Annotated in this window: 23 protein-coding genes and 1 riboswitch; of the genes, 17 read left to right on the plus strand and 6 right to left on the minus strand. The window is 45.5% G+C overall.

The annotated features are described in order from the left end of the window. The first annotated feature begins 196 nt into the window (after positions 1 to 196). Complete coding sequence (locus ACTTK7_RS15175; protein WP_462868936.1) at positions 197 to 499, plus strand: hypothetical protein; 303 nt, start codon at positions 197 to 199, stop codon at positions 497 to 499. 139 nt (positions 500 to 638) lie between these two features. Here ACTTK7_RS15175 and ACTTK7_RS15180 read toward each other — a convergent pair whose 3' ends face one another. Beyond that, positions 639 to 1025 (minus strand): sulfurtransferase, encoded by a 387-nt coding sequence (locus tag ACTTK7_RS15180; protein WP_462868937.1) that lies wholly within the window; start codon positions 1023 to 1025, stop codon positions 639 to 641. A 219-nt stretch (positions 1026 to 1244) separates the two neighbouring features. Here ACTTK7_RS15180 and ACTTK7_RS15185 point away from each other — a divergent pair, with 219 nt between their 5' ends. Together ACTTK7_RS15185 and ACTTK7_RS15190 are read left to right on the plus strand one after the other, a co-directional pair. Then, entirely contained in the window at positions 1245 to 1580 is a 336-nt protein-coding gene (locus tag ACTTK7_RS15185) for a metal-sulfur cluster assembly factor (RefSeq protein ID WP_022794038.1), read from the plus strand. Positions 1581 to 1723: 143 nt separating this feature from the next. Further along, complete coding sequence (locus ACTTK7_RS15190; protein WP_176967731.1) at positions 1724 to 1885, plus strand: hypothetical protein; 162 nt, start codon at positions 1724 to 1726, stop codon at positions 1883 to 1885. A gap of 43 nt (positions 1886 to 1928) precedes the next feature. On the opposite strand, the gene map is transcribed toward ACTTK7_RS15190, so the two are convergent. Beyond that, a complete protein-coding gene (map, locus tag ACTTK7_RS15195) occupies positions 1929 to 2684 on the minus strand; it encodes a type I methionyl aminopeptidase (RefSeq protein WP_462868938.1) in 756 nt (251 codons plus the stop codon). A 117-nt stretch (positions 2685 to 2801) separates the two neighbouring features. Here map and ACTTK7_RS15200 point away from each other — a divergent pair, with 117 nt between their 5' ends. Then, positions 2802 to 4106, plus strand: coding sequence for a DUF2254 domain-containing protein (locus ACTTK7_RS15200; protein WP_462868939.1), 1305 nt, complete (start codon positions 2802 to 2804; stop codon positions 4104 to 4106). Between the two features lie 64 nt (positions 4107 to 4170). Continuing rightward, the gene (locus tag ACTTK7_RS15205) at positions 4171 to 4731 is read left to right on the plus strand and encodes an NADPH-dependent FMN reductase (protein WP_462868940.1); all 561 of its coding nucleotides are present in this window, start codon (positions 4171 to 4173) and stop codon (positions 4729 to 4731) included. Positions 4732 to 4766: 35 nt separating this feature from the next. On the opposite strand, the gene ACTTK7_RS15210 is transcribed toward ACTTK7_RS15205, so the two are convergent. Together ACTTK7_RS15210 and ACTTK7_RS15215 are read right to left on the minus strand one after the other, a co-directional pair. Continuing rightward, on the minus strand, positions 4767 to 5930 hold the full coding sequence (locus ACTTK7_RS15210; protein WP_462868941.1) for an MFS transporter: 1164 nt from the start codon (positions 5928 to 5930) through the stop codon (positions 4767 to 4769). Between the two features lie 7 nt (positions 5931 to 5937). After that, positions 5938 to 6366 carry a MerR family transcriptional regulator gene (locus tag ACTTK7_RS15215; protein ID WP_462868943.1) on the minus strand — a complete coding sequence of 143 codons (429 nt, stop codon included), beginning with the start codon at positions 6364 to 6366 and terminating at the stop codon, positions 5938 to 5940. Between the two features lie 118 nt (positions 6367 to 6484). Continuing rightward, a riboswitch (TPP riboswitch) is annotated at positions 6485 to 6588 on the plus strand. Between the two features lie 137 nt (positions 6589 to 6725). On the opposite strand from ACTTK7_RS15215, the gene tenA reads away from it, so the two are divergent. From tenA to ACTTK7_RS15235, 4 genes are read left to right on the plus strand one after another with little or no spacing between them, the layout of a single operon-like run. Then, positions 6726 to 7421, plus strand: a complete 696-nt coding sequence (gene tenA / locus ACTTK7_RS15220) for a thiaminase II (RefSeq protein WP_462868944.1) — start codon at positions 6726 to 6728, stop codon at positions 7419 to 7421. Continuing rightward, positions 7421 to 8014 carry an ECF transporter S component gene (locus tag ACTTK7_RS15225; RefSeq protein WP_462868945.1) on the plus strand — a complete coding sequence of 198 codons (594 nt, stop codon included), beginning with the start codon at positions 7421 to 7423 and terminating at the stop codon, positions 8012 to 8014. The genes tenA and ACTTK7_RS15225 overlap by 1 nt, the downstream gene beginning before the upstream one ends. After that, positions 8011 to 9675 (plus strand): ABC transporter ATP-binding protein, encoded by a 1665-nt coding sequence (locus ACTTK7_RS15230; protein WP_462868946.1) that lies wholly within the window; start codon positions 8011 to 8013, stop codon positions 9673 to 9675. Before ACTTK7_RS15225 ends, ACTTK7_RS15230 begins: the two co-directional genes overlap by 4 nt. After that, positions 9668 to 10426 (plus strand): energy-coupling factor transporter transmembrane component T family protein, encoded by a 759-nt coding sequence (locus ACTTK7_RS15235; protein WP_462868947.1) that lies wholly within the window; start codon positions 9668 to 9670, stop codon positions 10424 to 10426. The genes ACTTK7_RS15230 and ACTTK7_RS15235 overlap by 8 nt, the downstream gene beginning before the upstream one ends. Before the next feature lie 68 nt (positions 10427 to 10494). On the opposite strand, the gene ACTTK7_RS15240 is transcribed toward ACTTK7_RS15235, so the two are convergent. After that, positions 10495 to 10947: a flavodoxin domain-containing protein gene (locus tag ACTTK7_RS15240; RefSeq protein ID WP_462868948.1), complete on the minus strand. Its 453-nt coding sequence runs from the start codon at positions 10945 to 10947 to the stop codon at positions 10495 to 10497. 176 nt (positions 10948 to 11123) lie between these two features. On the opposite strand from ACTTK7_RS15240, the gene ACTTK7_RS15245 reads away from it, so the two are divergent. The 6 genes from ACTTK7_RS15245 (at position 11124) to ACTTK7_RS15270 (ending at position 15849) form a co-directional block, all read left to right on the plus strand. Continuing rightward, positions 11124 to 11825 carry an aspartate/glutamate racemase family protein gene (locus ACTTK7_RS15245; protein WP_462868949.1) on the plus strand — a complete coding sequence of 234 codons (702 nt, stop codon included), beginning with the start codon at positions 11124 to 11126 and terminating at the stop codon, positions 11823 to 11825. Between the two features lie 18 nt (positions 11826 to 11843). Further along, positions 11844 to 12218, plus strand: coding sequence for a DUF488 domain-containing protein (locus ACTTK7_RS15250; RefSeq protein WP_462868950.1), 375 nt, complete (start codon positions 11844 to 11846; stop codon positions 12216 to 12218). 293 nt (positions 12219 to 12511) lie between these two features. Continuing rightward, complete coding sequence (gene hmpA / locus ACTTK7_RS15255) at positions 12512 to 13726, plus strand: NO-inducible flavohemoprotein (RefSeq protein WP_462868951.1); 1215 nt, start codon at positions 12512 to 12514, stop codon at positions 13724 to 13726. Between the two features lie 98 nt (positions 13727 to 13824). Beyond that, complete coding sequence (locus ACTTK7_RS15260) at positions 13825 to 14148, plus strand: cupin domain-containing protein (RefSeq protein ID WP_462868953.1); 324 nt, start codon at positions 13825 to 13827, stop codon at positions 14146 to 14148. A gap of 232 nt (positions 14149 to 14380) precedes the next feature. Beyond that, complete coding sequence (locus ACTTK7_RS15265; RefSeq protein ID WP_462868954.1) at positions 14381 to 15484, plus strand: amidohydrolase family protein; 1104 nt, start codon at positions 14381 to 14383, stop codon at positions 15482 to 15484. Further along, positions 15484 to 15849 (plus strand): Rieske (2Fe-2S) protein, encoded by a 366-nt coding sequence (locus tag ACTTK7_RS15270; protein WP_091614391.1) that lies wholly within the window; start codon positions 15484 to 15486, stop codon positions 15847 to 15849. Before ACTTK7_RS15265 ends, ACTTK7_RS15270 begins: the two co-directional genes overlap by 1 nt. Positions 15850 to 15885: 36 nt before the next feature. Here the strand turns inward: ACTTK7_RS15270 and ACTTK7_RS15275 are convergent, their stop codons facing one another. Further along, a complete protein-coding gene (locus ACTTK7_RS15275) occupies positions 15886 to 16221 on the minus strand; it encodes a hypothetical protein (RefSeq protein WP_091614388.1) in 336 nt (111 codons plus the stop codon). Between the two features lie 214 nt (positions 16222 to 16435). On the opposite strand from ACTTK7_RS15275, the gene mbcS reads away from it, so the two are divergent. Together mbcS and ACTTK7_RS15285 are read left to right on the plus strand one after the other, a co-directional pair. After that, on the plus strand, positions 16436 to 18025 hold the full coding sequence (gene mbcS, locus ACTTK7_RS15280; protein WP_462868955.1) for an acyl-CoA synthetase MbcS: 1590 nt from the start codon (positions 16436 to 16438) through the stop codon (positions 18023 to 18025). Between the two features lie 213 nt (positions 18026 to 18238). Next, positions 18239 to 19861 (plus strand): solute:sodium symporter family transporter, encoded by a 1623-nt coding sequence (locus tag ACTTK7_RS15285; protein WP_462868956.1) that lies wholly within the window; start codon positions 18239 to 18241, stop codon positions 19859 to 19861. The last annotated feature ends 73 nt before the right edge of the window (positions 19862 to 19934 follow it).

A 19934-nucleotide genomic window follows, 5' to 3' on the forward strand; every position in this document is an offset into this window, starting at 1 on the left:
TCGGCTAACTTCATTCTACTAGAAAAGGACTTCCTTTTTTCGTGTTCGCTCGTTTACACAAAATATTTTACGCTCTCAAAATTTTCGAGGGAGAAGAATAATGACTTTTTTAAAAGATTTAAAATAAGATGTTTTAGGGGTGAAAGATTCGGGCATTCGTATAGGTAGACGTAATCGGATGAAGGAGGACCAGACAATGAAAAAAGTAAAAGTAGATGAAGTTTTTACAGAGGATAAAGAACAGCTCCGTTATACGGACGGTGAATTAGAGGTTCGTGATGATAACGGTGAGGATTGGGAAGTGAAGCTCTACGGAGTCGAAAACCAGCGTTTCTTCACAGATGCTTTAAAAAATAATGAAAAGAAACATCTAACATTTGAAACTGATAAAGGAAGCATGTACGGCCTCGTGTCGGTTGAAGCACTGGACAATGCCGGCGTGGCTAACGAAGACGTAGTAACGCTTGTAGGCACCGGACCGTTAAACGGTTTTTCATAAGACAGAAAATAATTAAGATTAAATAGCGATGCAGGTGTTACAGCCTGGATCGTTATTTTTAACTTAAAGAGGGAACAATTTAAAATACTAAAGCATAAAGCAGGCAGCCGATTTAAAGGCTGCCTGCTTTATGTACATATTACGAACCGCTGCATGGGAGTTTCACCGGTGGATAGCCCTGCTCGCCTCTTCGTACCACGGCGTAGCCGGTGACGGTAAAGCCGTGTTTAAGCAGCAGCCGTGTGCTGAGATTCCGTGAAACCTTGTCGGGAGCTATGAGAAACACTTCTTTTTTCGGAACAGTCTGTAAATGTCTTTTTAAATACGGATACGGAAGAGCAAACGCTCCGCGTATCGGATTGCGGTCTGATTCCTGGTATTCGCGGACGTCCAGAATGTGGGCCGCGTTTTCCTGACTTTGAGGAAGGGGGGAACAAGGAACGCGTAAAACGGGCATCCAGCGTTTAAATGCCGGGATCATAACAAGAATAATAACAACTATGGTAATACTAAGCCAAAAAAGCATCAACGCACTCCTCATTCCTTTCTTATAGCGATTCATATTCTATATTTTTTTACGAACAGATTCAAGAACTTTGCTTACGCTGTTTTTACACTTACCCCTTTATAGATTGTCTGTAACAATTTCATGCTATTAATTCTTCTTATGAAATTCAAGCATATTGGTTTCAGGGAAACGCAATTTTTGATAAGGTTAATACAGAAAGTAGGAGGTGAAGCTTCCATGCCAGAAACAGAAGAAAAAAGAGAATTGGAAGAACGAGTTTGGGCGGAGCTCGAAAATGTAATTGATCCGGAGCTCGGTATTGATATTGTAAACCTGGGCCTTGTGTATACAGTGACAGTTGATGATGACAGACAGGCAAATATCGAAATGACCCTGACTGCAATGGGCTGCCCACTTGCAGGCACCATTGTAAACGATATTAATTTCGCCATGAATGATTTGAAGGAATACGGGGAAATCAGCGAAGTGGATGTGGACATCGTTTGGAATCCACCTTGGAGCAAAGACAAAATGTCCCGTTACGCAAAAATCGCTTTAGGTATTCCGGATTGATTAAAGGAAAGCCGGCTGGACAGCTCCAGCCGGCTTCTTTTGTTCAAAACTATTTTCACTTATCAGAAAAAATAAAATTTTCGGTTGAAATATACTGGAAAATGGTTTATTATGTAAACATACTCAAAGGAGGCATTATTGTTTTGACAAACAGTCAACTGAACACAACTGAAATGATCGACAAAGGGATGCAGCAGTCTCACAGCATGAGTGTAGAGGAATCGGTTCGCACGATTGAAAACATCATGCAGGTCGAAGCAGCACGTCAGCAGGACTATGAAGACAATAAGATTGAAAATTTATAAGTGATGAAAAGCGCGGTCCCCTAAAGGCCGCGCTTTTTGACGTTTATATGCTTTCCTGGCCCGTTAAAATAATCGGGCCTTCTTTTGTGATCGCAATGGTATGCTCGTACTGGGCGGAATGGCCTCCGTCCCGGGTAGTGGCTGTCCACCCGTTGGAGGTCATTTTACTTTGCCAGCCGCCAGTGTTGACCATTGGCTCGATCGTAATAACGTGGCCAGGCTTTAAGCGTCCACCCTTGCCGGGGGCGCCGAAATGAGGAATCTGTGGGTCTTCGTGGAGGGTGGGCCCGATGCCGTGCCCGGTAAAGTCCCGGACGACCGAAAAGCCTTCATTTTCGACATATGCTTGAATCGCATGCCCGATATCGCCGATCCGGTTGCCGGCTTTGGCCTGTTCAATACCTTTATATAAAGATGCTTCTGTAACCTCCATCAGCCGTTCGAGTTCACTGCTTACTTCTCCCACGGCATAGGTCCAGGCAGAATCCGCCAGAGCTCCGTTTAAATTTACCACCATATCGATTGTAACGAGATCACCGTTTTCAAGAGGACGGGCTCTTGGAAAACCATGACAGATTTCATCGTTTACCGAGGCGCAGGTGGCATATTCGTACCCCTGAAACCCTTTTTGTTCAGGAGTTGCGCCGCGTTCTGCCAGGAATTTTTCGACAAAATCGTCAATTTGTTTCGTAGTGACGCCTGGTTTAACCATTTTGGCGATTTCTTTATGGCAGGCGGCAAGAATTTTTCCTGCTTCGTGCATAAGCTCAATCTCTCGTTCTGTCTTTAACGTTACCATCATTTGTCTCCTTTTATTCAGTATCAAATACTATTGTAAAACATTCGTATAGGAAATGCATTGTTTGATGATTTCCTTTATAATGGCGGAATTGCAGGACAGAGATGGAGGTAAATCATGAAAAAAAAGAAATGGTATGTACAGCTAAGGGACAAGTTTTGGTTTATTCCAGGATGTTACGGTATTCTTAGCTTAATAATAGTAATAGGGGCTTCTATTATGGATCAGCAGGTGCTGCGACCTGTTTACAATAATATGCCTTCTATGCTGATCGTGGAAAATAACACTGCTACTTCTTTATACAGTGCATTAGTAACGGCATTGCTGACATTGACAACCATCAGTTTTTCTTCGATTATGGTCGTTTTGACTACGTATGCCACGCAGTTTACGCCAAGGGCCCTGCAGGATTTTATGAAAAGCCCGACGACGCAGCATACACTTGGGGTATTTACGTTCGGGGTGTTATTTACTCTGGTGAATATGCTGCTTTTTTCGAGCGAAGGTAATAATCAAATTTTGATGCCAATGCTGACAGTTCTTGTGGCGCTCGGCTGTCTGGCTTTTTTTATTATCTTTATTTATCACTCCACTCAGTGGCTGCAGGTGAATCATTTAATCAGCCATATAAGGTCTGATGCCTCCAGGGTGATCCGGGGTGCCTACACTTATTCAGGGGTGAACGCCTTCAGCGAATGGAGCGATGATTTCCGGAATGACGAAGAAACAATCGTTCATGCCGAACGGTCGGGGTATACCAATATGGTGAAAGTGCCTGAACTGATTGAGTGGGCCAGGCAGCAGGAGGCCGTGGTTGAATGCCTGTTCCAGGTGGGAGACTACGTCCATCAGGGAGAGCCTTTATTTCGCTACTGGTCAAAGCATAGTTTATCCCCGAAAATATTGAGAAGTTTTTTATTAGTGGGAGAAGAGAGAAGCAATGTTCAGGACATTGAATTCTCCATGCAGAAAATTGTAGAAATAGCGCTGCGGGCGATTTCCCCGGCGATCAATGATCCGCATACAGCAGCCAACTGTATCAACCGTATTGGGGCACTTCTTTCTGAACTCAGTTATGAGCACAGAAACGATCAATACTTTGCCGACAATCAAAATGAGCTGCGGTTATTTATGCCTGTAAAGCCCTTTAGAGAATATTTATATAAAAGCTTTTACCAGCTCAGGCTTTATGGCCGCGAAGATATTTCGGTAATGGGGGCCTGTATGGAAGCACTGACGATGCTCGTGAAAACAGGAGATCAGTCTGTTTTAAAGGAAGTGGACTCATTTTCCCGTTACATGGAGCAGGCGGTCGCGCAGGAACAGCTTGCGGACTGGGACAGGGAATACTGGGAGGAGCGCGTGCAGGAAAAGAACACAGCTCTGCATCAGGCACTTACAAAAAGTAAGCAGATAACTTGAAACAGCCATTAACGTGTGTGTATGATATATAAATGAAGTTCAACACGAAAGGATGAAAGTTCAAATGAAAGTAGCAGCTATCGTAGGAAGTATTCGCCAGGAATCATTTAACGGAAAGCTAGTGGAGTACATGCAGGATCGTTACAGCGACATCATGGATATTGATATTTTAGATATCCGCGATCTTCCGCACTATGATCAGGATGAGGAAAGCAACGCTCCGGACTATGTGCAGGAATACAAGCGTTCTGTACGTGAAGCGGACGCTGTTCTTATTGCTACTCCGGAATACAATGGTTCAATTTCCGGCGTGCTTAAAAACGCTCTTGACTGGAACTCCCGGGTCGATTACGACTTTGCGGGCAAACCAACGATGCTGGTAGGAGCTTCTCTTGGCGGCCTGGGCACAGTGAAAGCGCAGATGCATCTGCGTCAGATTCTGAGCGCTCCCGGAATGAGTGCAAAAGTACTGCCTGGAAATGAAGTATTGATCGGAGCCGTCCATGAAAAAATGGATGAAAACGGAAATCTAACAGACCAGGGCACAATTGATTTTCTCGATAATGTCGTAGCCGAATTTGAACGTTTTTATCAGGAAACAATGGCTGTAGCCAACCGGGCATAAAAAGGATCCCTGCAGATATTTCTGCAGGGATTTTTTTATGCTTTTGGAGCTTCGGTCTGTTCGGTTTGCAGATCTGTTCTGCTCCATCCGATGAACAATAAAGCTGCTGCGCCAAGAACTCCGGCGACCAGGTATGGAAGATGGGCTGATAATGAATTACCGATTAACCCCGACATTACCGGTGCGAAAGCAGCGCCAAGCCAGCGCAGGAAATTATATGCTCCGGAAGAAATACTGCGCTCGTAAGGCGAATGCTCCATGACATGGCTGGTAAATAAAGAATTATTCAAACCGGAAAATAATCCTGAAAGTATGATGAACATAATCATTAATACTGAGGAGGACGCAAAAAACAATCCTAAAAGTGTTAAAATAAAAGCAGAAAGGGTAAACGGCAGTAATTTCACGGGAGTAAACCGCATCTCAAGCTTTCTCGATAAAACAGCCGAGCCGAAGGCCAGGCACAGTCCCCATCCAAAAAAGACGAGGCCGATTTGAATAGAAGTTAAAGATAAAATCAAAGGAGAGTAAGCAAGCACGACAAAAAAACCGTAATAATAAAACATGCCGGCAAGCGCCCCCTTAATGAACGGCCCGTGTGTAAAAAGGTGACGAAGCTCCTGCCACCCAGCCGTAGCTTTAGCTTTTTTAGGAGCAGGCGGATGGACGAAAAAAATAACTAAAATAAAAGCGATAAGCATTAAAAGACTTGTACCAAAAAAAGGAGCACGCCAGGATAAATCCCCAAGAAGACCGCCTACAAGCGGACCGCCGGCAAGGCCCAGGCCAATTGCTGCCTCATACATGCCTACCGCTGTCTCCACGCTCTTCGATAGAGCGATTAACAGGGTCATAGCGGTGGCGAAAAACATAGCGTTCCCAAGCCCCCAGCCGCCGCGAAAAAGGGCCAGTTCAGTAATGCCTCCTGCCACACTGCAAAGCAGGGCGAAGGCTGTAACGATCAAAAGCCCAGCACTCATCAGCCGTTTATCACCAAACCGGCTCGAAAGGATTCCGGCAGGAATCATCATGCAGGCCATCACTAAAATATAGGACGTAAAAAGCAGCTCCACCTGCCAGTGAGAAGCACCGATAGAAGCCGCGATGGAAGGAAGGACGGGGTCCACGACGCCGATACCCATAAAAGCTAAAAATGTGGCGAAGATCGTAATCCACCGTGCCCGGGTTTGAATATTCATAAAGCAGTCACTTCTCCTTATTGAATGAAGATAATACGTTGTCAGCTTGTTTTTTTAAATTTTCCATTTCCGTTTTAAAGGTGGTCATCTGGTTGATTTTTTGTTCGAGCATATCAATCTGGGCCTGAAGGCTATCAGAAATTTGTTTCAAATCCTCGTGCTGCATCGTCGTTTCCTGCACCGACTGGTAGTGGCTATAGACTGTTTTTACCTGCTCTTTCAAATCGAGATACTGCTGCAGCTCCTGAAGAGAAAACCCAAGAACCTCCTTTGCGGTTACTACATTCTGCAGACGTTCAATATCCTGGTCATCGTACACTCTAGTTCCCTTTTCTGTACGCTCTGGTGCTGATATAAGACCAATTTGTTCATAATAACGTATGGCACGTTTCGTTAAACCGGTGGTTTGAGCGGCTTCTTCAATTTTGTACAGCATGCATCACCCTCCTGATAAATTTCATGATATAACCTTAACGTTAACGTCATATTTTGTAAAGGCAAAATGGGGCTTTGACTTCCTGCCATAATGTGATAAAGTGTAGACAACTTAATAGGGAATCCACTAGGGGTGCCGAAAGCGGCTGAGATAAGGACTAACCTTAATCCCTTTGAACCTGATCTGGTTAAGGCCAGCGTAGGAAAGTGGAGACGGCAGAATACGTCTATTTCAAAAGCAGCAGCTTTATAATAGCGGACGTTTATTCGAAGCCACTCCACCAATGGAGTGGCTTTTTTTGCCCCATTGGTCCTGACTGCCCCTAGTGGTTCCCTCCTAATTTAAAGGAGGAAGTTACAATGAAATTTTCAGAGCTTTTATGGCAGGACACGGAGCACATTTTTGAGGCCTGCTGGGAAAATCCGTTTGTACAGGGTATCGGGAAAGGGGAGCTGCCGAAAGCATCTCTTATCCATTACGTGAAGCAGGATTTTGAATACTTAAACGCCATGATCAAGGCAAAAGCAATTGGGGTAACAAAGTGTACGTCAAGAGAAGACATGATAATGTTTAAAGATACCATTGATTTTGTGTTAAACAGCGAAACGCACCCGCATCATAATTTGTGTGAGCAGGCGGGAGTGGATTATGAGGAATTGCAGGGCTATGCACTTGCCCCGGCCTCTCAGCATTACGTGCTTCACATGCTGCACCATGCCGAAGAAGGAACACTTGGAGATGTTATTGCGGTAACGCTCGCCTGCCCGTGGGTGTATTTGTATGTGGGCGAAAGGCTGATGAAGGAAGTAGAGCCGGACGAAGCCCATCCGTTCAATGACTGGATTCGTTTTTACGGGGACCGTGAGGAACGGGAAATGTACAAATATATTGACCGGCTCGATGAACTGGCAGAAACAGCCACAGAAGAAGAAAAACATCGCTGGCGGACGTTGTTTATGGAAGGGTGCCAGCTTGAGTATATGTTTTTTGAGGACGCTTATTATGCAAAAGACTGGCCCTTTGCCAGAACGTTAACAGGCGGGGAAAAAGTCTAATGATAGACAAACGCTTAAACCTCCGGGATATCGTCGTCATCTCGTTTATTTCAGCTGTTCTCGGCGTCCTTTATCTTCTTTGGGTGCTGCTGGGGCAAATGGTTACCGGCATCTTTGGTCCAGTGGGAGGAGGCCTGATGGCAGGCTTCTGGATCCTTGCGCCGGTGATTTGTGCCTATATCATTCAAAAACCGGGAGCGGCGCTGCTTGCAGAGCTTATCGCGGCCGGTACTGAAGTTATGGCTGGGTCTGTCAGTGCAGGAGCAGTGCTCGTGCTCGGCTTCACCCAGGGGCTCGCTGCAGAAATGATTTTCGCTCTGTTTTTCTACCGGGTGTTCCGCCTGCCAGTATTAATGCTTGCCGGGTCGGCCGGAACGTTTGCTGCGTTTTTAACCCAGTATGTCCTTTATGGATTCAGCCAGTACGCAGGTTCTGTTGTTGTATTTATGCTGGTAACAATGCTTATAAGCGGTGCTCTTTTAGCCGGATGGGCAGGGAAAAGCTTTACGGATGCCCTGGTGAAGACGGGAGTGCTTGACCGCTTTGCACTTGGCCGTCAATATCGTCTCGGCCAGCAGAGGGATGCTGTATGATTTTCGCAGACAAAGTGACCATTTCATACCCTTTTGCTGAGCCTTCGATAGAAAGTTTTTCAGCAGAAATACGTACTGGGGAAAACGTGCTGCTGCTCGGTCCGAGCGGTTCAGGCAAAAGTACGCTTGCTCTCGCTATCCAGGGAATTCTTCCGCGGTCTGTGGAGGCGGAGGTTTCTGGCGGTCTGAGCGTGTTTGGGGAAAATCCGGCCGTGAAAAGCATTACGGAGGCTGCCAGGCAGGCGGCGCTTTTGTTCCAGGACCCGGATACCCAGTTCTGCATGCCGACTGTGCGGGAAGAGCTTGTATTTACGCTTGAGAATCTGCGGGTGCCGGCAGGTGATATCGAGGCCCGCATGCACGAAGCCCTGCAATTTACAGATATGCTTCACTGCCTTGATGCCCGTATCGACACGCTGTCCGGCGGGATGAAGCAAAAAATAGCTGTATCCTGTTTAGCTGCTGTGAATCCACGGATATGGATTCTGGATGAACCGCTCTCCCAGCTTGATCCAGTAAGCCGGCAAGCAGTCGCTTCGCTTCTTGGCCGCATTGCAGCAGCTCCTGATAAAACACTGGTTTTGATTGAGCATCAGTTAAATGAAGTAATGGAGTGGGTAGACCGGGTGTTCGTATTGAACCACCATGGCCAGGTTTCTGCGGATGGAAGCCCGGCACGTATATTCAACTCTCATGCAGCCGTACTCGAAGCAGAAGGAGTATGGCTGCCGGCTCCTGCAGAAGTCGGAAAGAAATTACTGAAAAAGTCAGAGAAGCCCAAAGCTGCTCTTCCCATCACTTTAAAGGAATGGGAAAGGTTTGCAGCGGATTATTCCGCTTCAGCAGTCCTTGCATCTCTGCCGCAGCCGAAAAAGGTAAGTGATCCTTCACTTGAGCCACCTGTCCTGGAGGTGAAGCAGGCGGCCTTTGCTTATGGCACGCAAACGGTTTTCGAAAACGTATCCTTTTCCCTGTACCCCGGGGAAATGACTGCTCTAGTCGGTGCAAATGGAGCGGGAAAGAGCACACTCGCACGTGTCCTCACTGGATGGGACCCTCTTAAAGACGGATCTATATATGTTAACGGAGAGGATATTGCCAGTCTGAAGCCGTACGAAATTGCTAAAACCTTCGGCATTGTTTTTCAGCAGCCCGAGCATCAGTTTGTAGCACAGACCGTGGAAAAAGAAATACGATACGGAATGGAAATGGAGGGGTGGCGCGAAAAAGATATTATTCAGCAGACAAATGAACTGCTGGTTCAATTTCAGCTTGGACATATTCGAAAGAATCATCCATTTCAGCTCAGCCAGGGAGAAAAAAGGCGTCTTTCGGTGGCAGTGATGGTAACGAGCAACCAGTCCATATTAATTTTGGATGAGCCGGCGTTTGGTCTCGATAAGCGAAATACCGATGCTTTATTTGAAGTGCTTGAGCAGTGCCGCCGACGCGGAAAAGCGATTCTCTGGCTGACGCATGATATGGATCTGGTCTATACAAAAGCTGGACGGGTTTTGGCGCTGGCGGAACGAACACTTGCCTGTGATGACGGCGTGGAAGCATTTTTCAGTGGTAGCATGGATTTAGCTAAAATCGGCGTCCGTCCGCCGGTAGTACAGCTTATGAGCTTAAAGAAAAAGGAAGCAGTAAGCCATGCTTGAAGAACTCCAGACCCGGAACGCTTTTTTGCAGCACGTACATCCAACGCTGAAGCTGCTCAGTCTTTTCACTGTGTTTTTCTGCATGATTTTCGTTTATGATATTTGGCGCCCGCTTGCCGTTCTGCTGCTAACGGTTGCTGCAGTCGCCTTTTTGGGAAAGGTGCCGTTAAAGCTGCTGCTCGTACTTATGCTTCCATTTGGGCTCTTTGGGTTCAGCTTTATATGGCTTCAGGTTGTTTTTCCTGACGAAAGAGGATCCACAGTTCTTTTCTATGTATTCCAAATGCCGGTTGCTCTTGAAAATATTCAAACAGGAATCTCACTCGGTCTGCGGGCAATGGTGTTTGCCTCCTGGTCGCTTCTTTTTGTTCTCACTACCTCTCCCGTGAGTTTAGTGATAAGCCTGATACAAAAATGGCATGTGCCTCCAAATATTGGTTATGGAATGATGGCCGCCTACCGTTTTCTCCCCCAACTGCGGGAGGAACTGGTGGTTATCCGGAGAGCCCGGCAAATCAGAGGGATGGGCAAAAAGCCTAAAATGCGGGAGTGGAAAGAGATGGCCGTGCCCTTGATGGCAGGGGCTGTACGAAAGGCAGAAAGAACAGCGCTCGCAATGGAATCGAAAGGGTTTGACGGCTCCAGAGAAAGAACGGAATACGTACAGATGAATTATAAAAAAACGGACATATGGTTCAGTGCCGGGTTTATATTGTTTATGATTTTCGTTTTTCTTATGCCAATGCCGTGACAGATCAACTGTATTAATTAAAGGTAACCCCGGGAACTCACGGCCCCCGGGGTTATTCGTGCTGACTATTATTTCACTAAAAACTTTTCTTCGATGCTGTCGACATAGCTTTTAATATCTTCAGCAATGTTATCCATTTCATCCACATCGACTTTCATGGTGGGAATCTCACCCTTATGTCCATGTTTGCGGAATTGCTCGATCATCTCATCCACAGCTCCGGCGAAGTTTTCATACGCGTGATCCCCGGAGCCGAAGATAGAAATTGAAAGGTCGGAAATATCATAGGCGAAAAGATCTTCAAGAAAATCTTCCGTTTCTTCGGGGATATCACCTTCACCCCACGTATACGTACCCATAATGAGCAGATCGTGAGGGAGGGGGTCTTCATTTGGAAGGCCATCGGCGATCATATCCATCAGCTCTACTTCGTGCCCGCGGCTGATGAGCTCTTCTTCCGTATCAATAGCCATGTCTTCAGTATTTCCAGTCATTGTGGAATAGAACAAAAGTATTCGCATATGTCCATTCCTTTCTTTTATAGTATAGGCTCGTGCATAAAATACATATTTAATATACTTATTATATATTCGGCGGCCGGATTGTGCAATCATCCTGGTGAATAGAGGTGCAAACTAAATGTGTTAAAATATATATTGGTAATATATATTAACGCTTTAATGAAGGAGGAGAAAAAATGAAACAGATAGGTATTATCGGCGGCCTCGGTCCGGAATCGACAGTGGAATATTATCAATCCATCATTAAAAAGTATCAGGAAAAGAAGAATAGTCTTCAGGTGCTTCCGGAATTGTACATTAATAGCATTAATATGTACAACATTTTTACGTATATTTCGGAAGAACGAATGGACGATCTGATCGAATATCTGGGCAACGCTGCCCGTAAGCTTGAACTGCTCGACGTTGATGGAATCATTATTGCAGCCAACACTCCGCACCTTGTATTCGATGAAGTGCAGAAGCAGGTCGAGGTGCCGATGCTCAGCATCGTGGACGCCGCGGTGGAAGCAGCAGAAAATCAGGGCGCCGAAAACATTGGGCTGCTGGGCACAAAGTTTACGATGGAAAAGAATTTTTTTAAGAAGCCGTTCGAAGCGAATGGAAAGAATATTTATGTCCCAGCTGAAAGTACACAGCAGTATTTACACGAAAAAATTGTCAGTGAGCTCGAAAATGGTATCGTAAATCCAGAGACAAAAAAAGAATTTGAGCGGATCACTGGGGGAATGATCGAACAACATGGGCTTGATACCTTGATTCTTGGCTGCACTGAACTGCCGATGATTCTTTCTGAAGAAGATTTTTCGATTCCGTTTTTAGATACAATGCAGGTGCACGTAGACAAGGTCGTAGACTTTATGTTTGAAGAAAAATAAAGCAGAAGGAGGGCAACAATGGCCATTCAATTGAAAAGAATTTATGAAGACCCGGAGGAAAAAGACGGGTATCGGATTTTAGTCGACGGCGTGTGGCCGAGGGGAATAGCAAAGGAAAAAGCTAAAGTGGATGAATGGAGCAGGGACGTTGCTCCTTCAAAAGAGCTGCGGCAATGGTTCTCCCACGATCCGGAGAAATTTGACGAATTCAAAGAGAAGTATAAGCAGGAGCTTCAACAGAATAACGAACAGACTGAAGCTCTCGATCAGTTAAAAAAGAACGTACGTGAGCAGAATAAGCAGTTGACGCTCGTGTTTGCCGCGAAGGAAGAAACGTATAATCATGCCCGTGTCTTAAAAGAAATTCTTGACCGTCAGCCGAAGGATTCTTAACGAAGAAGAGGTGACAACGATGGAGGAGTATCTGGGCCAATGCAGTGAATGCGGCAAAGAAATTTACTGCCGGGACGGCTTTATGGAAGGGGTTCATGAGTACGGCCGGCTGTACTGCTTTGAATGCGCCAAATAAATATACAGTACTCCGTTTCCAGGTGGAAACGGAGTTATTTTGTATATAAAAGCTGAATGTGAACGTTTAATGAAGTATTTCTAAAAGTATAGATTTAAATATGTATTTATAATACACTTTTTGTAGAAATTAAAAACGTTTTCATTGGAGGAATTTGATGCTTGCACCGCAAACGATTGAAACTGTAAAAGCAACAGCTCCGGCTATTCAGGCCAATGCCGCTGCCATCGGCAACCGTTTTTATGAAATGTTATTTGAAAAAGCACCCGAACTGCGGAATATGTTTAACCAGACGAATCAGGAAACAGGCGTACAGCCGGAAGCTCTTGCTTATTCTGTCTACCAGGCAGGAGCGAATATTGACCGCCTGGAAGAGCTTCGGCCTACTATTGAACGCATAGCGGAAAAACACCGGGCCCTGGATGTCAGGCCGGAGCATTATGGGTTAGTAGGGGAAACACTGCTCGAAGCGGTGGAGGAAGTGCTCGGAGACGCAGCAACTCCGGAGATCCTGGATGCCTGGGGAGAAGCGTATCACGCGCTTGCCGATATCTTTATTCAAAAAGAAGCAGTTAAGTACGAAGAAGTAGAGGCCGCCCGCGGCGGGTGGACAGGCTACCGTCCGTTTTATGTAGTGGAAAAAGTACCGGAGAGCGATGTTATCACTTCATTTTACTTAAAGCCGCAGGACGGTGGAGCGATTATACCGCAGCAGCCGGGACAGTATTTAACGCTGCAGGCAGACATCGAAGGAGAACCCTATACCCATATGCGCCATTACAGTCTATCGGATGCTCCGAATGAAAATTTTTACCGGATCAGCGTAAAGCGTGAGGACCCCGAGGACGGAAACCCGGCCGGTATTGTGTCGAATTATCTGCACCGGGACGTAAAAGAAGGAGATGTACTGCTGTTCGCAGCACCGGCAGGAGAGTTTGTGATGGAAACAGAGGAAATGCCAATTGTACTAATCAGCGGCGGCGTCGGAGTAACCCCGATGATGAGTATGCTGAATACACTCGTGCAGGAAGATACGAAACGAAACGTAACGTTTATTCATGCCGCTGACAGCAGTAAGGTTCATGCTATGAAAGCACATGTAGAGCAGCTCGCAGATACGTATTCAAACATTGAGGCCTACACCTGTTATTCCGAACCGACAGAGGAAGATCGTTCGAACGAAATGTTTGATAAAGAAGGGTATATTGATGCCCCGTGGCTCGAAACCGTCCTTCCTGACGAACAGGCAGATTTTTATTTCTGCGGCCCGACGCCTTTTATGCAAGTAGTTAACGAAATTTTAAAGGAAAGAGGAGTGCCGGCAGAACGTCGCCATTATGAAGTTTTCGGGCCGGAAAGCACGATTGAATAATTAAAACTCAGAGATAAAACTGGTTCAGCAGCTGCGGCATATCTATTTAGATTTTGCCGCAGCTGTTTTTAAATTCAATAGAAGAAAGGATGAAAAATATGAAAATCCAGAGTCTTACACAATTAGCTCCCTTCAGCGAAAACCGAATGGCAAATGAAGTTGTTTTTAAAAAGAAAAACTGCAAAGCTGTGGTATTTAATTTTTCGCCTGGTCAAAGCCTTCCTCTCCATGATCATCCCTTCACTCAAACATTTGCATTAGTCGTGAGCGGGGAAGGGCTCTGTTATACAGAGGATGAGAATTTCCCCGTGAGGGAGGGTGACCTTATTCAATGCGGGCCAACAGAAAAAATAGGGTTTGAAAATAACAGTGATTCCAATTTGAGCATATATGTCACACTAGTATATATCGAAGAAAATTAGCATCTGCCAAAAAATTATCTCTGCAATAAATATTAGTATCCTTCCTGCCAGTGATAGGTAGCAGATTAGTAAGTAAATCGTTAGATACTGAAAAACTGCTACTGACGTTCACTGATGCTCACTGACATTCACTGTCACAGCTTACAGAGGCGGACGACTTCTAGGGAGCTTTGTTTATTCCAGGACGAATCTGGTACGGTTAGAAAGCAGATGAAAGGAAGGATGCTGATTTATGCAGACTTTAAACAATGAAGCTAAAACTAACCGAACAAAAAAGTACAGCCTGATCGACACTGATATTCACGAACGGGTAATGTATGAAGATTTGTTTCCATACTTAGAGCAGCCGTGGAGAAGGTATATTGAAGACTGCCACTGGCAGCAGGAAAAACATATGCCATTTACTCAGCCCGCCGTGGCTGGAGTGGACCGGGCCGACGCAAAAACGCCGGACGGAAAACCAGCGGGCACAAGCCTTCCGTTTATGCAGGAGCAGCTGCTTGATGCCAACAATCACGAATTCGGTATTTTAACCGGAGCACTTGATCCATCCCCGTCTTCCATGCACGGATGGTACGAAATGGCCACGGCCCTTGCCAGTGCCTATAACGACTGGCAGATCAATGACTGGCTTGATAAAGACAGCCGCCTGTACGGCTCCGTTCACATTGCAGCCCAGGAAGTAGCGAACGCAGTGAAAGAAATCGAACGCGTAGGCTCTCACCCAAAAATGATTCAGGTGCTTTTGCCTATCGATGATATTGCATGGGGGGATCCTTACTACCATCCAATATTCGAAGCGGCTGAGCGCCATGATCTGATGATCGGCATGCACCATAACGAACCGCCTGCCCCGCTCGGCAAATGGCCAAGATATTTTATTGAATGGCATTCTTTAATTGCAACTTCTCACATGGCACAGATTACGAGCATGATTTTCAACGGGGTGTTTGAGAAATATCCAAACCTGAAGCTGATGATGATTGAGGGCGGCTTCACGTACGTGCCATTTTTAATGAAGAAACTTGATCAGCAGTTTAAGGATCTTCGCCACGAAGTGCCGTGGGTAACAACGATGCCGAGTGATACGATAAAAAACCGGATGGCATTTACGACCCAGCCGCTTGAAGAAATGAGCAAAAAAGAATGGAATCTCTTAGTAGAGCAGATGGGGACCGATGAAATCATCTGTTTTAGTACGGATTACCCGCACTGGGATTACGATTCACCGGATGAAGCCGTGCCTAAAGGACTTGAAGATGATGTGCTTGAGCGTATCTACGGCGAAAATGCCAGGGAATTCTATCCGAAACTGCCGGCTCGGGGTGATGTCTGATGGCAGCCGTTATATGCAGGGAAGAGGAGTTGGAAAAGCAGGAAATGATTCCGGGGAGCGTGGATAATATCCCGGTTTTTGTCTGTAGGACGTCCGAGGGAGAAGTCAGGGCGTTTATCGACCGGTGCCCTCACCAGGGAGCCTGCATGTCGAAAGGCAAAATTGACGGTGCTCCTATGAGCACCGCACCTGGTGAATATTCATTTGAACATGAAGGAGACATCGTCCGGTGCCCGTGGCATGGAAGGGAATACAATCTGCGGGAAAGCGGCAAGCCGCTTGCGCCGGTAAAAGGTAAACTAAAAGAGTTTTCTGCTTATGTAGAAGACAGCTATGTATATGTAGAACTAAAGAGAGGCTCGTAAGCCTCTCTTTTTTATTGATATTTTATTGGAAAATGATTAGCTGTTTAAATTGCCTCCGCGGACTTCCTGCAGCTGGCGAACAGCTTCAATCTGCTCATCGTTCAACTCAGCGTAATTGCCGGCAGCGTCTAACGTTAATATAACGGACGTTCCGGTAAGAGAGTATTTATTCGTAAGATCCCCGAACTGCTTGGATTCTACTTTATAATCTGCTTCTTCATACTGATTTTCGTTCGCAAGCGCATAAATATCAAGCTCCGGAATCATTTCGAGCATGATGGCGTCATTGCCCATGATACTGTAGATATCATTTTGTCCCTCTACTTCGCGGACTTCAATTTCCTCATTAGGTTTACTGATAATAATATTCATCGTGACATTCATCCTTTCTGCTTCCAAATCAATAGTAGTTACCGTACAAAAATGTTCCTCTCCTGCTATAACCGTTTCCTTCTTCCCACAAACATGAAAAAAAGATAAAATCATAATGGGAATAATCAGATTCTTTAGGCGTATAAGTGGACATACACTGCTGCGGCGCATATGATGGAAAAAGATAAAATAGTGGTAAGGGAGATATGTAATTATGATTAATGCAAGTCAGCTGACACCAAATGAAACCTATAATTTAATCGAAGAAATGGAGCGCTATGATTCAGAGCGTCTGGCATTGAAATGGCAGGACGATAAAGGCAGCCGCCGCGAGGTTACATATCACGAACTGATCCAGCAGGCCAATCAGTACGCCAACGTCCTAACCGGCCTTGGACTTTCCAAAGGAGACAAAGTGCTTGTCATGGTGCCACGTCTCGTGGAAGCCTATGTTACTTATTACGCGTGCCTGAAAGCAGGTCTTGTGATTATTCCTTCGTCAGAAATGCTCCGGGCGGACGATATTAAGTACCGGGCCGAACATTCCGGTTCCCGCGCGATTATTTCGTATGCTCCGTACGCAGAGGAAATTGACCGGATGGATCCTGTGCCGGAGACACTCGAGCATAAGCTGATGATTGGGGGAAGTAAAGAAGGATGGAAAGAGATTGAAACGATGGCAGCAGAAGAGTCCCAAAGCTTTAATATTGTACAGACCCACCGTGATGACACTGCCTTTCTTCCGTACACTTCAGGAACGACAGGTAAACCCAAAGCTGTCGTGCACAGTCATGGATGGGCATATGCTCATCTGCGGGTAGCGGCAGATGAGTGGCTCGACATTCACGAAAATGATGTTGTATGGGCTACCGCCGGACCAGGCTGGCAGAAATGGGTCTGGAGCCCGTTTTTATCTGTACTCGGCCAGGGTGCCACCGGGTTTGCCTACAACGGCCGCTTTGATCCGGAGACTTACCTGCAGCTCCTTCAGGACGAAAAAGTAAATGTGCTTTGCTGCACGCCGACAGAGTACCGGTTGATGGCTAAAATTGAAGGTCTCGAAAAGTATGATCTTTCAGCGATGCACAGCGCGGTATCAGCGGGAGAGCCCCTGAATGAGGAAGTTATCCAAGTGTTCCGGGAGAAGTTTAATCTTCCTGTGCGTGATGGTTACGGGCAGACAGAAAGCACGCTCCTTATCGGAACGTTGAAGGGCGTGCCTGAAAAAATAGGTTCGATGGGCAAACCAATGATCGAACAATTTATTGAAATAGTGAATGAAGACGGTAATCCGGCGAAGGCCAATGAAATTGGCAATATCGCTGTGCATCGTAATCTTCCATCGCTGTTTCAGGGCTATTACAAAGAGCCGGAACGTACGAGTGCTTCCTACCAGGGCGATTACTTTTTAACCGGTGACAGGGCGATGAAGGACGAAGATAATTACTACTGGTTCCAGGGGCGCAGTGATGATATTATTATCAGTTCAGGATATACAATTGGGCCGTTTGAAGTAGAGGATGCACTTACAAAACATCCTTCTGTTAAAGAATGCGCCGCTGTGGCGAGCCCGGATGGTATCCGGGGTAATGTGGTGAAGGCTTTTGTTGTACCTAACGGCCAGGTGGAAAATGAAGAGGATTTGACAAAAGAACTGCAGAAGCATGTAAAGGAAATGACTGCTCCGTATAAATATCCGCGCCGCATTGAGTTTGTTGAATCACTTCCAAAAACAAGCTCTGCGAAAATACGACGCGTAGAACTGCGCGAACAGGAACTTGCGAAGGCGAACAAAAATCAATAGATGAAAAAGCCTGAATGTACTGCCCTGAAGCGTATGCTTCAGGGCAATTTTATATCTTCACGAAACTGGTTTCGTAAAAACGAAAAGATGATCAAAAATTAAAAATATTTTTAGGAAAGCGTTTACCTTACTGGTGATTTCAGTTAGAATAAGAACAACCCCGCTGGAGGGGCAGAATTGAAATAAAATAGAGGCAATTGTTTCAGTTTAAAAATGTGTAACAGACATACGACTAAAGGGGGGCTCATTATTATATCTCTTATTACATTTATTGTTATCGTGGGAGCTATTTGGCTTTTTGCTTTCAACCGCAGCCGGTCAGTTAAAACGGACAGCGCTGAAGGATATTTTCTTGCCGGCAGAAGTTTAACAGGTATTACAATTGCCGGAACAATTATTATGACGAACTTGTCCACAGAGCAGATTGTGGGACAGAATGGCCAAAGTTATGCTTCCGGGATGGAAGTAATGGCGTGGGAAGTAACCTCTGCTATAGCAATTGTATTACTGGCACTTGTGTTTCTTCCGAAATACTTAAAATACGGTGTAGATACTGTTACTGATTTTATTGAAACCAGGTACGATAAAACAACGAAAAGAATTGCTTCTTTTCTGTTTATTTTCACTTATATGACTTCATTTTTACCTGTTGTATTGTACTCTGGTTCACTTGTATTCAATCAAATTTTTGCAGTAGACCAGCTTCTCGGCGTAGAGCCCTTAACAGCCGTAGCTTTTATCGCTGGATTAACAGGACTTATCGGCCTCCTTTATCTTTTAATGGGCGGTTTGAGGTTAAGCGCTTTCAGTGACACTGTTTATGGGATTGCTCTTTTGCTTGGCGGACTTACTATCCCGGTGCTTGGTCTGATGGCCTTAGGTGATGGAAACTTCTTCCGAGGTATGGAAACGATTCAGGCCAATACTCCTGAAAAATTAAACTCCATTGGCGCTATTGATTCTTCTTATGTGCCATGGCCGACGCTCTTTTTAGGAATGTTTTTTAATAACTTGTTTTTCTGGTGCACAAACCAGATGATCGTACAAAAAGCGCTGGCAGGGAGAAACTTAAAGGAAAGCCAGAAGGGTGCTTTATATGTAGGCTTCTTTAAAATATTCGGAGCTTTGTTTCTCGTATTCCCGGGAATTATCGCATTTAATTTGTTTGGCGGGGAGCTTAGAACTGCAGATAATGCGTATCCGCGTTTAGTTACAGAAGTACTGCCGCCGTCAGTGGAAGGCATCTTTGCAGCAGTCATTTTTGGGGCTATTTTAAGTTCATTTGTTGGTGCGTTGAATGCTACTGCTACGCTGTTTACGCTGGACTTTTATAAGCCGCTCATTAAAAAGGATGCAAGTGACAGACAGGTGGCACGGGCTGGTAAACTAATTACGGTCATTGTAGCTTTAATTGCTATTTTAATTGCTCCGCTGATTTCGTTTGCTCCGTCGGGTCTTTACAACGTTGTTCAATCGTTTAATGGATTATACAGTATGCCGCTGCTCGTCATTATCATACTCGGATTCTATTTCAAGTATGGTACCGCCTTTGCCGCAAAAGTGACATTTATTACTCATGTTGTGCTGTACGGTATTTTCTGGCTGTTTATGGACTACCATTATCTGTACGCCTTCAGCGTGTTATTCTTTGTCGACATTCTCGTTTTATGGCTGGTAAGCCGGTGGAAGCCGCTCGACAAACCATTTGAGTTCCAGGAAAATATCAATAAGGTTGATATGACTCCGTGGAAGCACAGAAAATGGGTGAGTGCAGTCATCATTATTACTGTAGTAGTAACCTACCTGCTTTTCTCTCCTATCGGCCTTGCCGGTTAATGCAAAATAGATATTAAGAAAGCTGCGGCCCCGGGAGGTGCTGCAGCTTTTTTATGTTGAGACTGAAGATGCT

The organism is Marinococcus tarijensis (assembly GCF_054971385.1).

Excerpts from the sequence above, each read along its gene's own strand:
- ACTTK7_RS15235 (WP_462868947.1), top strand. The coding sequence starts at position 9,668 with ATGCTTGAAGAACTCCAGACCCGGAACGCTTTTTTGCAGCACGTACAT.
- ACTTK7_RS15230 (WP_462868946.1), top strand. The coding sequence starts at position 8,011 with ATGATTTTCGCAGACAAAGTGACCATTTCATACCCTTTTGCTGAGCCT.
- ACTTK7_RS15260 (WP_462868953.1), top strand. The coding sequence starts at position 13,825 with ATGAAAATCCAGAGTCTTACACAATTAGCTCCCTTCAGCGAAAACCGA.
- ACTTK7_RS15250 (WP_462868950.1), top strand. The coding sequence starts at position 11,844 with ATGGCCATTCAATTGAAAAGAATTTATGAAGACCCGGAGGAAAAAGAC.
- ACTTK7_RS15275 (WP_091614388.1), bottom strand. The coding sequence starts at position 16,221 with ATGAATATTATTATCAGTAAACCTAATGAGGAAATTGAAGTCCGCGAA.
- ACTTK7_RS15205 (WP_462868940.1), top strand. The coding sequence starts at position 4,171 with ATGAAAGTAGCAGCTATCGTAGGAAGTATTCGCCAGGAATCATTTAAC.
- mbcS (WP_462868955.1), top strand. The coding sequence starts at position 16,436 with ATGATTAATGCAAGTCAGCTGACACCAAATGAAACCTATAATTTAATC.
- tenA (WP_462868944.1), top strand. The coding sequence starts at position 6,726 with ATGAAATTTTCAGAGCTTTTATGGCAGGACACGGAGCACATTTTTGAG.
- ACTTK7_RS15200 (WP_462868939.1), top strand. The coding sequence starts at position 2,802 with ATGAAAAAAAAGAAATGGTATGTACAGCTAAGGGACAAGTTTTGGTTT.
- ACTTK7_RS15265 (WP_462868954.1), top strand. The coding sequence starts at position 14,381 with ATGCAGACTTTAAACAATGAAGCTAAAACTAACCGAACAAAAAAGTAC.
- hmpA (WP_462868951.1), top strand. The coding sequence starts at position 12,512 with ATGCTTGCACCGCAAACGATTGAAACTGTAAAAGCAACAGCTCCGGCT.
- ACTTK7_RS15175 (WP_462868936.1), top strand. The coding sequence starts at position 197 with ATGAAAAAAGTAAAAGTAGATGAAGTTTTTACAGAGGATAAAGAACAG.
- ACTTK7_RS15185 (WP_022794038.1), top strand. The coding sequence starts at position 1,245 with ATGCCAGAAACAGAAGAAAAAAGAGAATTGGAAGAACGAGTTTGGGCG.
- map (WP_462868938.1), bottom strand. The coding sequence starts at position 2,684 with ATGGTAACGTTAAAGACAGAACGAGAGATTGAGCTTATGCACGAAGCA.
- ACTTK7_RS15245 (WP_462868949.1), top strand. The coding sequence starts at position 11,124 with ATGAAACAGATAGGTATTATCGGCGGCCTCGGTCCGGAATCGACAGTG.
- ACTTK7_RS15215 (WP_462868943.1), bottom strand. The coding sequence starts at position 6,366 with ATGCTGTACAAAATTGAAGAAGCCGCTCAAACCACCGGTTTAACGAAA.
- ACTTK7_RS15285 (WP_462868956.1), top strand. The coding sequence starts at position 18,239 with ATGTGTAACAGACATACGACTAAAGGGGGGCTCATTATTATATCTCTT.
- ACTTK7_RS15225 (WP_462868945.1), top strand. The coding sequence starts at position 7,421 with ATGATAGACAAACGCTTAAACCTCCGGGATATCGTCGTCATCTCGTTT.
- ACTTK7_RS15210 (WP_462868941.1), bottom strand. The coding sequence starts at position 5,930 with ATGAATATTCAAACCCGGGCACGGTGGATTACGATCTTCGCCACATTT.
- ACTTK7_RS15270 (WP_091614391.1), top strand. The coding sequence starts at position 15,484 with ATGGCAGCCGTTATATGCAGGGAAGAGGAGTTGGAAAAGCAGGAAATG.
- ACTTK7_RS15180 (WP_462868937.1), bottom strand. The coding sequence starts at position 1,025 with ATGCTTTTTTGGCTTAGTATTACCATAGTTGTTATTATTCTTGTTATG.
- ACTTK7_RS15240 (WP_462868948.1), bottom strand. The coding sequence starts at position 10,947 with ATGCGAATACTTTTGTTCTATTCCACAATGACTGGAAATACTGAAGAC.